This window comes from Chromatiaceae bacterium (genome assembly GCA_024235395.1).
Lineage (GTDB): Bacteria > Pseudomonadota > Gammaproteobacteria > Chromatiales > Chromatiaceae > Thiosocius.
Genome location: JACKMK010000003.1, coordinates 693,939 through 707,277, shown reverse-complemented (window position 1 = coordinate 707,277; position 13,339 = coordinate 693,939). Strand labels below are relative to the sequence as shown.

Annotated in this window: 19 protein-coding genes; 13 read left to right on the top strand and 6 right to left on the bottom strand. The window is 64.9% G+C overall.

The features are described from left to right. Nucleotides 1–26 precede the first annotated feature (26 nt). The 6 genes from H6955_16555 to H6955_16530 form a co-directional block, all read right to left on the bottom strand. A complete protein-coding gene (locus H6955_16555) occupies nucleotides 27–329 on the bottom strand; it encodes an STAS domain-containing protein (protein ID MCP5315172.1) in 303 nt (100 codons plus the stop codon). Further along, nucleotides 326–946: an ABC transporter substrate-binding protein gene (locus H6955_16550; protein MCP5315171.1), complete on the bottom strand. Its 621-nt coding sequence runs from the start codon at nucleotides 944–946 to the stop codon at nucleotides 326–328. The genes H6955_16555 and H6955_16550 overlap by 4 nt, the downstream gene beginning before the upstream one ends. Further along, nucleotides 946–1,416, bottom strand: a complete 471-nt coding sequence (mlaD, locus tag H6955_16545; GenBank protein MCP5315170.1) for an outer membrane lipid asymmetry maintenance protein MlaD — start codon at nucleotides 1,414–1,416, stop codon at nucleotides 946–948. The genes H6955_16550 and mlaD overlap by 1 nt, the downstream gene beginning before the upstream one ends. A gap of 75 nt (nucleotides 1,417–1,491) precedes the next feature. Next, on the bottom strand, nucleotides 1,492–2,265 hold the full coding sequence (mlaE, locus tag H6955_16540; protein MCP5315169.1) for a lipid asymmetry maintenance ABC transporter permease subunit MlaE: 774 nt from the start codon (nucleotides 2,263–2,265) through the stop codon (nucleotides 1,492–1,494). Continuing rightward, nucleotides 2,265–3,086, bottom strand: a complete 822-nt coding sequence (locus H6955_16535; GenBank protein MCP5315168.1) for an ABC transporter ATP-binding protein — start codon at nucleotides 3,084–3,086, stop codon at nucleotides 2,265–2,267. The genes mlaE and H6955_16535 overlap by 1 nt, the downstream gene beginning before the upstream one ends. Nucleotides 3,087–3,194: 108 nt before the next feature. Next, nucleotides 3,195–3,776 carry a hypothetical protein gene (locus H6955_16530; protein MCP5315167.1) on the bottom strand — a complete coding sequence of 194 codons (582 nt, stop codon included), beginning with the start codon at nucleotides 3,774–3,776 and terminating at the stop codon, nucleotides 3,195–3,197. Here H6955_16530 and H6955_16525 point away from each other — a divergent pair. The 13 genes from H6955_16525 (at nucleotide 3,775) to H6955_16465 (ending at nucleotide 13,330) form a co-directional block, all read left to right on the top strand. Beyond that, the gene (locus H6955_16525) at nucleotides 3,775–3,960 is read left to right on the top strand and encodes a hypothetical protein (GenBank protein ID MCP5315166.1); all 186 of its coding nucleotides are present in this window, start codon (nucleotides 3,775–3,777) and stop codon (nucleotides 3,958–3,960) included. The genes H6955_16530 and H6955_16525 overlap by 2 nt on opposite strands. Before the next feature lie 251 nt (nucleotides 3,961–4,211). Further along, nucleotides 4,212–5,192, top strand: a complete 981-nt coding sequence (locus H6955_16520) for a calcium/sodium antiporter (GenBank protein MCP5315165.1) — start codon at nucleotides 4,212–4,214, stop codon at nucleotides 5,190–5,192. A 138-nt stretch (nucleotides 5,193–5,330) separates the two neighbouring features. Beyond that, nucleotides 5,331–6,188, top strand: coding sequence for a KpsF/GutQ family sugar-phosphate isomerase (locus tag H6955_16515; protein ID MCP5315164.1), 858 nt, complete (start codon nucleotides 5,331–5,333; stop codon nucleotides 6,186–6,188). Nucleotides 6,189–6,204: 16 nt separating this feature from the next. Further along, entirely contained in the window at nucleotides 6,205–6,729 is a 525-nt protein-coding gene (gene kdsC, locus H6955_16510) for a 3-deoxy-manno-octulosonate-8-phosphatase KdsC (GenBank protein ID MCP5315163.1), read from the top strand. Between the two features lie 2 nt (nucleotides 6,730–6,731). Then, entirely contained in the window at nucleotides 6,732–7,313 is a 582-nt protein-coding gene (gene lptC / locus H6955_16505) for an LPS export ABC transporter periplasmic protein LptC (protein ID MCP5315162.1), read from the top strand. Next, complete coding sequence (gene lptA, locus H6955_16500) at nucleotides 7,294–7,809, top strand: lipopolysaccharide transport periplasmic protein LptA (protein MCP5315161.1); 516 nt, start codon at nucleotides 7,294–7,296, stop codon at nucleotides 7,807–7,809. The genes lptC and lptA overlap by 20 nt, the downstream gene beginning before the upstream one ends. A gap of 19 nt (nucleotides 7,810–7,828) precedes the next feature. Further along, nucleotides 7,829–8,554, top strand: a complete 726-nt coding sequence (lptB, locus tag H6955_16495; protein MCP5315160.1) for an LPS export ABC transporter ATP-binding protein — start codon at nucleotides 7,829–7,831, stop codon at nucleotides 8,552–8,554. 129 nt (nucleotides 8,555–8,683) lie between these two features. Next, complete coding sequence (locus H6955_16490) at nucleotides 8,684–10,183, top strand: RNA polymerase factor sigma-54 (protein MCP5315159.1); 1,500 nt, start codon at nucleotides 8,684–8,686, stop codon at nucleotides 10,181–10,183. 25 nt (nucleotides 10,184–10,208) lie between these two features. Beyond that, on the top strand, nucleotides 10,209–10,541 hold the full coding sequence (raiA, locus tag H6955_16485; GenBank protein ID MCP5315158.1) for a ribosome-associated translation inhibitor RaiA: 333 nt from the start codon (nucleotides 10,209–10,211) through the stop codon (nucleotides 10,539–10,541). A 17-nt stretch (nucleotides 10,542–10,558) separates the two neighbouring features. Then, a complete protein-coding gene (gene ptsN, locus H6955_16480) occupies nucleotides 10,559–11,023 on the top strand; it encodes a PTS IIA-like nitrogen regulatory protein PtsN (protein ID MCP5315157.1) in 465 nt (154 codons plus the stop codon). After that, nucleotides 11,013–11,957, top strand: a complete 945-nt coding sequence (gene hprK / locus H6955_16475) for an HPr(Ser) kinase/phosphatase (GenBank protein ID MCP5315156.1) — start codon at nucleotides 11,013–11,015, stop codon at nucleotides 11,955–11,957. The genes ptsN and hprK overlap by 11 nt, the downstream gene beginning before the upstream one ends. A gap of 84 nt (nucleotides 11,958–12,041) precedes the next feature. Then, entirely contained in the window at nucleotides 12,042–12,926 is an 885-nt protein-coding gene (gene rapZ, locus H6955_16470) for an RNase adapter RapZ (GenBank protein ID MCP5315155.1), read from the top strand. Beyond that, nucleotides 12,923–13,330: a hypothetical protein gene (locus H6955_16465; GenBank protein ID MCP5315154.1), complete on the top strand. Its 408-nt coding sequence runs from the start codon at nucleotides 12,923–12,925 to the stop codon at nucleotides 13,328–13,330. Before rapZ ends, H6955_16465 begins: the two co-directional genes overlap by 4 nt. Nucleotides 13,331–13,339 lie beyond the last annotated feature (9 nt).

Below are 13,339 nucleotides of genomic sequence, written 5' to 3'. Positions count from 1 at the left end.
GGAGTCCGGATCCGGCCGCGCCGGCGTCATGCCTCGTTGGCGAGCAGGCCCTCGCAGCGCGACATGCGCGCCAGGTCGAGCAGTTCGGCCGGCAGGTCGGTCAGGTGCAGGTGGCAATGGGTCCGCTGCGCGACGTCGCGCGCCTCGACCAGCAACACCAGCCCCGCGCTGTTGGTCTGGCGGATCCCGGCGAGCGACAGGGTCATGCGACCGCCGGCAGACACCAGCTTCTCGAGCGCCGGCCAGATCGCCGGCACGCTGTTGAAATCCAGCACGCCAGACAGCTTCCACCGTCCTCTGCCGGCCTGCTTGAGGGTGGCTCCGCTCACGGACCCGCCGAGCGGTTCTTGTTGGCCAACGCCTCGATCAGGCCATCTATGCCGTTACGGCGGACTTCTGCGGCGAACTGGCTGCGATAATTGGTGATCAGGCTGACCCCGTCGATCACGACGTCGTACACCAGCCAGCGATCCGTGCCGTCGGCAAGTTTGAGCCGGTAGTTGATCGGCACCGGTGGCGCACCCGAAGACGCGATCCGGGTCGGGATCAGCACCGTGGTGTCGCCCTGGCTGTACTGCACCGGCAGGTACTCGATGGTCTGCCCGGTGTAGCCGAGCAGCGCGGTCGCGTAGGTACGCACCAACAACTCACGAAACTCGCGCGTCAGGCCGTCTTTTTGCGCCTCGCTGGCATCCCGCCAGAACCGACCCAGCGCCGACTGCGACATCGAGCGGAAATCGAAATGCGGCAGCACGGTATTTTCGACCAGCGGATAGATCCGGCTCGGGTTCGCCTCGAGCTCGGCCTTGCGCTCGCTGAGCTCGGCCAACACCTTGTCCGCGGTCGCACGCAGCATCACCTGCGGATTTTCGATGGCCGCCGACGCCGCCGACCAGAGCACAGAAAGCCCCGTCAACAGGATCAACGACCGCAACAACGCACCCATCACTTGACTCCTTCGCTCGCCTTGCCGTAGATGAACTGGCCGATCACATCCTCGAGTACCAGCGCCGATTGCGTCACCGCAATCTCGCTGCCCTCTTTCAGTACCGACTCGCTGCCGCCCGGATCCAGCCCGACGTATTGCTCACCAAGCAGCCCGGCCGTCAGAATTTTCGCAAACGTATCATCCGGGATGGTATTGAATTGCGAGTAGATTCCCAAAACGGCCACCGCACGGAAATCCTTAGCGTCATAGTAGATATCGACCACGCGCCCGACCTCGACGCCCGCCATGGTCACCGGCGCCTTGACCTTTAGACCGCCGATGTTGTCGAAACGTGCCTGCACCCGGTACGAATTGCCGTGATTGACGCTCCCCAGGTTGCTGATCTGCATCGCCAGGAAGAACAGCGCGACAAACCCCGCGGCCATGAACGCACCGACCAAAATCTCAATTTGTCTCGTCTTGGACATTTTCAGTTCCCGTTGGCCCCGGCGGTCGGGGCGACCGTGGCGCCGTGAATTCGACATGGCATCGGTCGTTGCATCCTAGTTGAACATCAGCGCGGTGAGCACGAAATCCAGGCCGAGCACGGCCAGAGACGAGTGCACCACGGTGCGGGTGGTCGCGCGACTCACCCCTTCGGATGTCGGCACGCAGTCGTATCCCTGGAAGATCGCGATCCAGGTGCATACGACACCGAACACGACCGACTTGATCACGCCATTCACCACATCGTCGTTCCAGTCGATCTGAGACTGCATCTGTGCCCAGTAGGTGCCGTCGTCCACCCCGAGCAGGCCGACCCCGACGAACCAGCCCCCGTACACCCCAAGCACGCTGAACAGCGCCGCCAGCAACGGCATCGAGGCGATCCCGGCGATCAGGCGCGGGGTCAGCACACGATGTTCCGGATTCACCGCCATCATCTCCAGACCGGACAACTGTTCGGTGGCCTTCATCAGGCCGATCTCGGCGGCCAGCGCCGATCCGGCACGCCCGGCGAACAGCAGCGCGGTGACCACCGGTCCCAGCTCTCTCACCAGCGATGCGGCGACCATCACGCCCAGGGTCGCCTCGGCACCGAAACGCGACAGGATGTAATAACCCTGCAGACCGAGCACCATGCCGACGAACACGCCCGACACCGCGATGATCAGGATCGTCAGGACGCCAACGGCAAACATCTGTTCGAGCAGCAGACGCGGCCGGCGCAGCAGGGCCGGTACGCCGCCGAGCATCGCCACCAGCAGCATGTTCGCGCGCCCCAGCCGCGCGGAGAACGACAGGCCGACCCGACCGAGAGCCGCCAACCACTCCATCAACCGGTCTCCCCGAACAGATCGCCGCGCAGTTCCGGTGCGGGATAGTGGAACGGCACCGGACCATCCGGGAGCCCGTGCATGAACTGCTTGGTCCATTCGACGCCGCGCTCGCTGAGCTGGCGCGGCGGACCGGACTCCACGACCCGGCCATCCGAGATCACGTAGACCAGGTCCGCGATCTGCGCGGTCTCGGCGACATCGTGCGACACCACCACGCTGGTGATGCGCGCCGCGTCGTTGAGCCGGCGAATCAACTGCACCACGACGCCCATCGAGATCGGATCCTGTCCGGCAAAGGGTTCGTCGTACATGATCATCATCGGATCCAGCGCGATGGCACGCGCCAATGCGACGCGCCGCGCCATGCCACCCGAGAGCTCGGCCGGCATCAGCTGATGCGCGCCGCGCAGTCCGACCGCCTCCAGCTTCAGCAACACCAGCTTGCGCACCATCGAAGGACTCAGACGGGTGTGCTCGCGCAGCGGATAGGCGACATTGTCGAAAACCGAGAGGTCGGTGAGCAGGGCGCCGCTCTGGAACAGCATGCCCATGCGCATGCGCAGTCGGTACAGCTCAGCCGTGTTGAGCCGATGGACGTTCTGTCCGTCGACCTCGATGCTGCCGGCATCCGGCGTCAGCTGACCGCCGATCAGCTTCAGCAGCGTGGTCTTGCCGGTCCCCGACGGCCCCATGATCGCGGTCACCCGGCCGCGCGGAATGTCGATGTCCACGCCGTCGAATATCGCCCGTGTTCCGCGATAGAACTTCAAGCCGCGGATGCGAACGAGGGTGTCACTTGGGGAACGCTTTTGGGTCATGAGTATCCGGCAAGCTGGGCGCCGGTCGGCGGTCCGTGTACGAACCGGGCCCCAATCGCGAAGCGGAACGACAATTCTGATGACCCGGCCGGGTAGCGTCAAGCCGACTCATCCGCGCCCGAGAAGTTCCAGCAGGGTGCGCAGCTCCGGCACCCTTGCCGGGCTCGCACCCGGACCACCGATCACCAGTGCACGCAGGTCGTCCGGCAGTTGCGCGGCGCGACCGCGCAGTGCGCGCAGGTCAAAGGTCTCGACGGACCAGCACACCAGGCTCGCGCCGCTCTGCGGGTCGCGCCACTCGCCCGCCCCCCGGGCCTCCCATTGAGGGTAGTCCGCAAGATCGGCTTGCCGCTGTTCGACCAGCAGCACCACGGGACGGCCGGCGAAGGGCTGCAACGCGCGCCGGGTCGACCCCGGATCCGCCGCGGCCCTGATGAACAACCGCAACCGGGCGGGCACCTCGGCCAGCATCTCGGTCGACGGCAGGCCGTCGACTGCGCGCAGCGGGTCGGCGTCCAGCAGACTGCAGCCACAGTCGTTGGCGTAGTACGCGAGGCGCCACTCCTCGGGCAGATCCTCGGGATAATAACCGGTCAGCCAGTCCGGCCTGGCCCACCCGACCGTGCCGAGCAACAGGCGTTGTTCGGCGCTACCATTGTCCACTTCCACCCCCCGAAGAACCGGATCCATGGGCGAGATTCTACCGTTCAAGCCGCGCAGACCCAGCGAACGCCACCGCGGCAATACGCTGTGTCGCAACGGGCATCACAAATGGGAGGTCGACAAGCGCGCGGTGTTCGACGTCAAACTCGGCCGCCTGGTGACCCGTTATCGCTGCAGCCGCTGCGGCAAGATCAAGGTCCAGGCTGACTAGTGGGGCGGGCAGGTCATCGTGTACCGCTCAGCCGTGCCACACGCATTGCGGGCAATGCACGGTGCGCAGGGGATGGCAGGCCCTTCCCAAGGACTGCAACGCAGCCCACGATGCGTGTAACGGGGCCTTTCGGCAGCCGCTGGGCGTTACGCGATCATCCACTTGGCCCACCAGAGCGGCGTTTGGACATCATCCCGGGCATTCGCGACAATCCGCGCTCCTGAACGCCGTCAGCGGGGACCCGGTCTTAGATGCTGTTGCCCATTGCCTCCATTGCGCTCGGCCTCGCGCTGCTGGTGTGGTCGGCCGACCGTTTCGTGATCGGCGCCGCGGCGCTGGCGCGCAATCTGGGCGTACCGCCGCTGCTGGTCGGGCTGACCGTGGTCGGTTTCGGCACCTCGGCCCCGGAGATCCTGGTGTCGACGATGGCGGCGCTGCAGGGCAACACCGGGATCGCCATCGGCAACGCGGTCGGGTCGAACATTGCGAACATCGCGCTGATCCTCGGCACCACCGCGCTGGTCGCACCACTGAGCGTGCAATCCGACATGCTGCGGCGCGAATACCCGCTGTTGCTGCTGGTCACTGTCGCGGTCTTCCTGTTGCTGCTGGATCGCGACCTCGATCTAACCGACGGCCTGATCCTGCTGGGCGGCCTGGTGTTCAGCATGTCGCTGCTGGTGCGCATCGGGCTGCAGCGCCGCGACCACGACCCGCTTGCCGAGGAGATCGAGGCCGAGGTGCCCGGCGATCTCAGGACCTCGGCGGCGATCACCTGGTTCGCGATCGGCCTGATCGTGCTGGTACTGAGTTCGCGACTGCTGGTCTGGGGCGCGGTGGAGATGGCGACGGCGCTCGGCGTCAGCGACCTGGTGATCGGATTGACCATCGTCGCGATCGGCACCAGTCTGCCGGAACTGGCTGCAAGCATCGCCAGCGCACTGAAAGGCGAGCCGGACCTGGCGATCGGCAACGTGGTCGGCTCCAACCTGTGGAACCTGCTGGCGGTGCTGGGTGTGCCGGCCCTGCTCGCCCCCGGGGCGATCCCGGCCGAAGCCCTCGATCGCGACATGCTGGTGATGTTGGCGCTCACCCTGGCGCTGTTCGTGATGGGACGCAGCGCCCAGACCCATGGCACCATCAACCGGATCGAGGGCGGCGTCCTGCTGTCCAGTTTCATTGCCTACCAGAGCTGGGTGATCTGGCAGGCACACACGGCTGCTTCGAGTTGAGATCGGGGGATCAAAACGGTGCGCGCGGATACTGAACACTTGTGCCGCTCCGGCCGGAGCGTGATCGAGATCGAAAGCGCCGCGGTCAGTGCGCTCGCCGGACGGGTCGACGAGAACTTCGCGGCCGCGTGCCGACACATGCTCGACTGCCATGGGCGCATCGTCGTCACCGGCATGGGCAAGTCGGGGCACATCGGCAACAAGATCGCCGCGACCCTGGCGAGTACCGGAAGCCCGGCATTCTTCGTCCATCCGGGCGAGGCCAGTCACGGCGACCTGGGCATGATCACCGCGGCGGACGTGGTCCTGGCGCTGTCGAACTCGGGTGAAACCAGCGAGATCGTCACGATCCTGCCGCTGATCAAGCGCATGGGAGCACCCCTGATCAGTATGACCGGGCGGCCGGACTCCACCCTGGCACGCGAGGCCGAGGTGAATCTCGACGTCAGCGTCGCCAAGGAGGCCTGCCCGCTCGATCTCGCGCCGACCGCGAGCACCACCGCGGCGCTGGTGATGGGTGACGCCCTGGCGATCGCACTGCTCGAGGCGCGCGGCTTCACCGCCGAGGATTTCGCGCTGTCGCATCCGGGCGGCAGTCTCGGGCGACGCCTGTTGCTGCACGTGCGCGACGTGATGCACAAGGGCGAACGGATCCCGGCGGTCGCCCAGGCGGCACCGCTGCGCGACGCGTTGATGGAGATGAGCGCCAAAGGTCTGGGCATGACCGCGGTGGTCGACGACGCCGGACACGCGGTCGGCGTGTTCACCGACGGCGATCTGCGGCGCTGGCTGGATCGCGGCCTGGACGTACGCCAGGCATCCGTCGCCGAGGCGATGACCCCGGGTGGCAAACGCATCGCACCGGAAAGGCTCGCGGTCGAGGCGTTGAACATGATGGAAGAGAAGAAAATCAACGCGCTGCTGGTCGTCGATGCCGAAGGGCGGCTATGCGGCGCGCTCAACATGCACGACCTGCTGCGTGCCGGCGTGATGTAAAAGAGGGACGAGGTTCATGCAGGATCTACACGAGAAGGCGGCTGCAATCCGGCTGGTGATCTTTGATGTCGACGGCGTTCTGACCGACGGCAGCCTGTTCATCGGCGACGACGGCCAGGAATACAAGGCGTTCAATTCCAAGGACGGGCACGGCATGGTGATGCTGCAGGAAACCGGGGTGAAGATCGCGATCATCACCGGGCGCACCTCGGAAGTGGTGCGCATCCGCATGCAGAGCCTGGGCATAGAGCACGTTTACCAGGGCAGGCGCGCCAAGCTGCCGGCGTTCGACGAACTCAAGCGCGCGACCGGGCTGGACGACGCACAGATCGCCTATGTCGGCGACGATGTAGTCGATCTGCCGGTGATGACGCGCGTCGGGCTGGCGATCGCGGTGCAGGATGCGCATGCCCTGGCCAAACGACATGCCCACTGGGTCACGCCGAGCGGCGGCGGGCGCGGCGCCGGCCGAGAGGTCTGCGAGCTGATCATGGATGCCCAAGGCACGCTGCAGCCGGCGCTGCAGGGCTACCTGGACTGAGCATGCGCCGTTTTCGCCCCTTGCTGGCGATGCTGCTGGTGCTCGGCGCGTTGTTCAGCTGGTGGCTGGTCGACCGGGTCGAGGAGTCGACGGCACCCGGCGACGCCGGCCCGTCCCAGGGGCCGCGCGAGATCGATTATTACGTGACCGGGCTCGACGCGACCCGCATGACCGCGGCGGGCGTGCCGGCACACCGGCTGCGCACCCCGCAGCTGCGCCACTACACCGACGACGACACCACGGAGCTCGAAAAACCCCGTCTGACCGTGTACCAGGACGAACGCCCGCCGTGGGAGGTCGCGTCCGAGCGTGCCTGGATGTCGGGCGACGGCAGTCTGCTGCTGCTGCACGGCGATGTGCTGATCGAGCGTGCCGGGGATGCGCAGAATGCACCCTTGCGGATGACGACGCGCGATCTGCGCGTACAGCCCCGCGAAGACTATGCGGAGACGGACGAAAAGGTTAGGGTAGTCAGCGATGCGCACAGCGTGGATGCCGTCGGCATGCAGGCCTGGCTACGCCCCCCATCGCGCGTCAAGCTTTTGTCCGAGGTAAAAGGTCTGTATGTCCCCGAAACCCATTGAATTCAACGTGTCGCGTTGCCTGTGGACCTGGGCAGCGGCCCTGATGCTCGCCTGCGGCCCGGCGACCGCGCTCGAATCGGACAACCAGCAACCAATCGAGCTGTCTGCCGACTACGCGGATATCGACGAAGCCAAAGGGATCAGCGTCTACAAGGGCGATGTCGACCTGCGCCAGGGCACGCTGCGTCTGCGCGCCGATGTGCTGACGGTGCACCATGCCGGGCGAAAGCCGTCGAAAATGATCGCCGAAGGTAAGCCGGTCCACTTCGAACAACAATCCGACGAGGGTCCGGTCAAGGGCCAGTCGCGGCGCGCCGAGTACGAGGTGAACACCGAGAATCTGGTGCTGATCGGCGATGCGGTGGTAGTCCAGAACAAGGACACGATGCGCAGCGATCGCATCGTCTATGACCGCGTGCACTCGGTGGTCAAGGCGGGCGCGGCCGCCCAGGGCAAGCAACGCGTGCAGATCACGATTCAGCCGCCGGCCAAGTAGTCCGCCCCGCCTCCCGACGATGACCCGCCTCGCCGCCGAAGACCTGGTGAAACGCTACCGCGGGCGAGCGGTGGTCAACGGCGTCTCGCTGCACCTGCACGATGGCGAAGTCGTCGGCCTGCTGGGTCCCAACGGTGCGGGCAAGACCACGACGTTCTATATGATGGCCGGGCTGATACCCGCGGACCGGGGCCGCGTGATACTCGGCGAACACGACCTCACCGACAAGGCGATGCATGCCCGCGCCCGCCTCGGCCTGGGGTACCTGGCACAGGAGCCCTCGATCTTCCGCCGACTCAGCGTCGCGCAGAACATCCTGGCGATCCTCGAGACCCGCCCCGAGCTGGACCGCCAACAACGCGAGGCGCGCTGCGACCAGCTGCTGCACGAATTCGGCATCCGCCACCTGCGCGACAACCTGGCGATCAGCCTGTCGGGCGGCGAACGCCGGCGCCTCGAGATCGCCCGCGCCCTGGCGGTACAGCCCCGTTTCATCCTGCTCGACGAACCCTTTGCCGGCATCGATCCGATATCGGTGGTCGATATCCAGCGGATCGTCGGCCAGCTCGCCGATCGTGGGATCGGGGTTCTGATCACGGACCACAACGTCCGCGAGACCCTTGGGATCTGCAGCCGCGCCTATATCATCAACGAAGGGGCGGTCCTCGCCCAGGGCCCACCGGACGAGATCCTCGCGAACCCCGAAGTCAGGACTGTCTACCTCGGCGAGCACTTTCGGCTGTAAGACGACCGGGCGGCATCGGGTGACACCGGTCAATCGGGGCGCCAAATGTACTTGCGTCGACCGCCGGACAGTTGCGCTAGAATGAACTCGACGGAAGCATAAACAAGTTTCGTACCAGCAAGAGACCGAATGAAGCCCACGATCCAGCTTCGCCTGGGCCAACACCTGACGATGACGCCCCAGTTGCAGCAGGCTATCAAGCTGCTGCAGCTGTCGACGCTCGACCTCAAACAGGAGATCCAGGATGCGCTGGAATCGAACCTGATGCTCGAGGCCGAGGAGGAATCGTCGCGCACCGACGACGGCGATTCCGAGCGCGGCGGGCTGACGGGCGAATCGGACGGCGCCGATCAACTCGCCGCCGAACCGGGCAAGAACGATCCGAACAACGAAAGCGAGATCTCGATCGAATCCGAATCGATGCCCGACGAACTGCCGGTCGACACGGTCTGGGACGATATCTACGACAGCGTGACCCCGGTGAGCAGCGCCGGCGCGGGTGGTGGCGACGAAAATCAGGATTTCCTCAATCAGCAGAGCGTCGGCGAGTCGCTGCGCGACCACCTCGTGTGGCAGATGCAGCTGACCCCTTTCAGCCCGACCGATCTGGCGATCGCCGAGGCGATCATCGACGCGATCAACGACGACGGCTACCTGAGCGCGCCACTGGAAGACATCCTCGCCAGCACCGACATACCGGATATCGAACTCGACGAGGTCGAGGCCGTGCTGCACAGGGTGCAGGCGTTCGATCCACCGGGCATCGCGGCGCGCGACCTGCGCGAGTGTCTGCTGCTGCAGCTGCGCCAGCTGCCGGAAGATTTCGAGTGGCGGCGCGAGGCGATCACGCTGGTGGACGAGCATTTCGACCTGCTTGCGCAGCAGGATGAGGCGCAGATGCGCCGCCGGCTGAAGCTCGAGGGCGACGAACTCCTGTCGGTGATCCACCTGATCCGTTCGCTGAATCCGCGCCCGGGCACCAGCGTGGCCAGCGAGTCGCCGAGTTACATCGAGCCCGACGTGTTCGTCTACAAACACAACAACCAGTGGCGCGTGGAACTGAATCCGGATGCCGCACCCAAACTGCGTGTGAATGCCGAGTACGCCAGCATGATCCGGCGCGCCGACAACAGCGCCGACAACGTCACGATGAAAAACCACCTGCAGGAAGCAAGGTGGTTCATCAAGAGCCTGCAGAGCCGCAACGACACCCTGCTGCGGGTCGCCACACGCATCGTCGACTTTCAGCGCAACTTCTTCGAATACGGAGAAGAAGCGATGAAGCCGCTGGTGCTGCGCGATATCGCCGAGGCGCTCGAGATGCACGAATCGACCATCTCGAGGGTGACGACGCAGAAATACATGCATACGCCGCGCGGCACCCTCGAGTTCAAGTATTTCTTTTCCAGCCACGTCAGCACGGCGAGCGGCGGCGAGGCCTCAGCGACTGCGATCCGTGCCCTCATCAAGAAGCTGATCGGCGCCGAAAAACCCAATAAACCCCTTTCCGACAACAAGATTGCCGCCATACTCGCTGATCAGGGGATCAACGTGGCGCGCAGGACGGTTGCCAAATACCGTGAATCGATGGCCATCCCGCCATCGAACGAACGCAAGCGCTTGGCCTAAAGCGCTTAACCGCAAGGAGAAAACCATGCAAGTCAACCTGACCGGTCACCATGTCGACATCACCGATGCCCTGCGCTCCTATGTCGACGAGAAGATCGCGCGACTGGAGCGGCATTTCGATCATGTCACCAATGTGCATGTCATCCTCAGCGTTGAAAAGCTGGAACAAAAGGCGGAAGCGACCGTACATATTGCGGGCGCGGATGTGTTTGCCGATGCCGTTCATCAGGACATGTACGCGGCGATCGATTCTCTGGTCGACAAACTGGACCGGCAGGTGTTGCGCCACAAGGAGAAAATCAAGAGTCACCGCAACAACGGCGGTGGCCACAGGGAATCGGCAGAAGCCGCCGGATGAGCTGAATTCCCGTCGCCATGTTACCCGAAGGCATCCTTGCACTGAGCAGCATCAGCGTCGCAGATCCGGCGTCGAGCAAGAAACGAATCCTCGAACAGGCCGCGCGCCTGCTCGCGGCGACCGCCGATGAGCCGCCTGCCGAGCAGATCTTCGAACGCCTGCTGGAACGCGAGCGGCTCGGCTCCACCGGTCTCGCGGGTGGGGTCGCGCTGCCGCACGCGCGGATGCCGGGGATACAAGACAGCCGCGGGGCCTTCCTGCGGCTTGCCGAACCCGTGGAGTTCGATGCCCTGGATGGCAACCCGGTCGATCTGGTATTCGCCCTGTTGGTGCCGGACGATGCCACCGAGGAGCACCTCCAGCTGCTCGCCACATTGGCCGGAATGTTCAACGAGGCCGAGCTGCGAAACCAGCTGCGCGAAGCGGATGCCGAGGAGGCGATGACAATCCTCACCGGGCACTCCACGACCCATGCCGCATAGCATTCGCGTCAACGACCTCGTTGACGCGCTCAGCGAGCGCCTGCAACTCGTCTGGGTGGCCGGCAGATCAGGAAGCAACAAGACGCTGCTGTCGGGTACGAGCGACACCGGCAGCGGCATCGTCGCCGGCCCCCTGAACTACATCCATCCCAACCGTGTGCAGGTAATCGGCCCAGCCGAGGAAACCTACCTCGACAGTCTGCAGCCGGCCAATCGCCAACAGGCCCTGCAACAGCTATTCGCCGAGCAGCCGGCACTGGTCGTGCTCGTCAACGGCATCGAAGGCCCTCCGGAGCTACCCGCACTTGCCGATCGCGCCGAGGTCGCCTTGATGCGATCGCCCCTGCCGGACAGCCAGGTGCTGGACAACCTCCAGTACTACGCCTCGCTGTTCCTGTCGGAAAAGACCACGCTGCACGGCGTCTTTCTGGAAGTGCTCGGCATGGGCGTGCTGCTGACCGGCGACCCTGCGGTCGGCAAGAGCGAGCTGGCACTCGACCTGATCACCCGCGGCAACCGCCTGGTTGCGGACGACGCACCGGAGTTCACGCGCATCGCACCGGACATCATCAGCGGCACCTGTCCAGCCTTGTTGCGCGAGTTCCTGGAGGTGCGCGGCCTGGGGATTCTCAACATCCGCGCCATGTTCGGCGACAGCTCGATCAAGCGCACCAAATACCTGCGGCTGATCGTACATCTGAAGCGCATGTCATCCGACGAGATCGCCGGCATGGACCGCCTGTCCGGGGCCTATGCCAACCGCGACGTACTCGGCGTATCCATCCCGCAGGTCACGGTACCGGTCGCTCCGGGACGCAATCTCGCGGTACTCGTCGAATCCGCGGTGCGCAACCACCTGTTGCGCCTCAAGGGCTACGATGCCACCGAGGTGCTGATCGAACGCCAGCAGCAGGCGATCCTGGACCAGCGATGACCAGGGCCGCAGCGCCGCAAAGACACAGCGGCTAAACTTTAGGCCTTGGTACGCACGCCCCCTGACCTGGGTCGGACCACAGGCATGACATACGACGACAACAACGACGTCCCGCGAGTAGTACTGGTGACCGGCCTCTCCGGCTCCGGCAAGAGTATCGCCTTGCACGTACTCGAGGACGTCGGCTACTACTGCATCGACAATCTGCCGGTCAGCCTGTTCGAGGCCCTGGTCCGTGACATCACCCTGCATCCGACCAAATCCCGCGGCCAGACTGCAATCGGCATCGATGCGCGTAACCCGGGCAACGAACTCGATCAACTGCCTGGCCTGATCAAGCGCCTGCGTGACCATGGCGTGGACTGCGAGGTGGTCTTCCTGGATGCCGAAGATGCCGTCCTGATGCAGCGCTTCAGCGAGACCCGTCGGCGTCACCCGCTGACCGACGATGGGCGTACCCTGCAACAGGCCATCGACCTCGAACGCAAGCTGCTGAATCCACTGCTCGACCTGGCCCGTCTCAAGATCGACACGACGCGCACCACGCTGCACGAACTGCGTGAGATCATCCGCGCGCGCGTCGCCGAACGCGAGCGCGGCGAGATGTCGATCATGCTGCAATCGTTCGGGTTCAAGCATGGCGTGCCGCGCAACGCCGATTTCGTGTTCGATGCGCGCTGCCTGCCAAACCCACACTGGCATCCCGACCTGAGGCCGCTCACCGGCAAGGACCCGGAGGTCGCAAACTTCCTCGGGCACGATCTGCAGGTACGCGGCCTGCTCAGCCATATCAGTGATTTCCTGACCCAATGGATACCCTGCTTCGAACGCGAGGGCCGCAGTTACCTGACGATCGCGATCGGCTGCACCGGCGGGCAGCATCGATCCGTCTACCTGATCGAAGAGCTGGCGCGCTTCCTGACCGACCAAGGGCTCAAGGTCGTGCGTAGCCACCGGGAGTTGCCATGAGCGTTGGGGTCCTGCTGATCACTCACCCCGGTGTCGGCTCGGCGATGCTGCACATTGCAAGCCGCATCATCGGGCGCATGACCCTGCCGATCAAATGCCTCGAGGTACCCCCCGATGCACCGGTGGAACCTGCACTGGAAAGTGCACGCAGCATGCTCAAGGTACTCGACCGCGGCAGCGGCGTACTGGTCCTGACCGACATCTACGGCGCCACGCCGCACAACATCGCCCAACAGGTCGCGTGCAACAGGCTCGGAACCGTGGTCCTTTCCGGTCTCAACCTGCCGATGCTGGTCAGGGTGTTCAATTACCCGCAGGACGACCTCGACACGCTGGGGAGCAAGGCAGCCGAGGGCGGGGCCCGCGGGATCATGACCTGTCCCCTGCCCAAGGCAGACACCTGAAGAGAAACC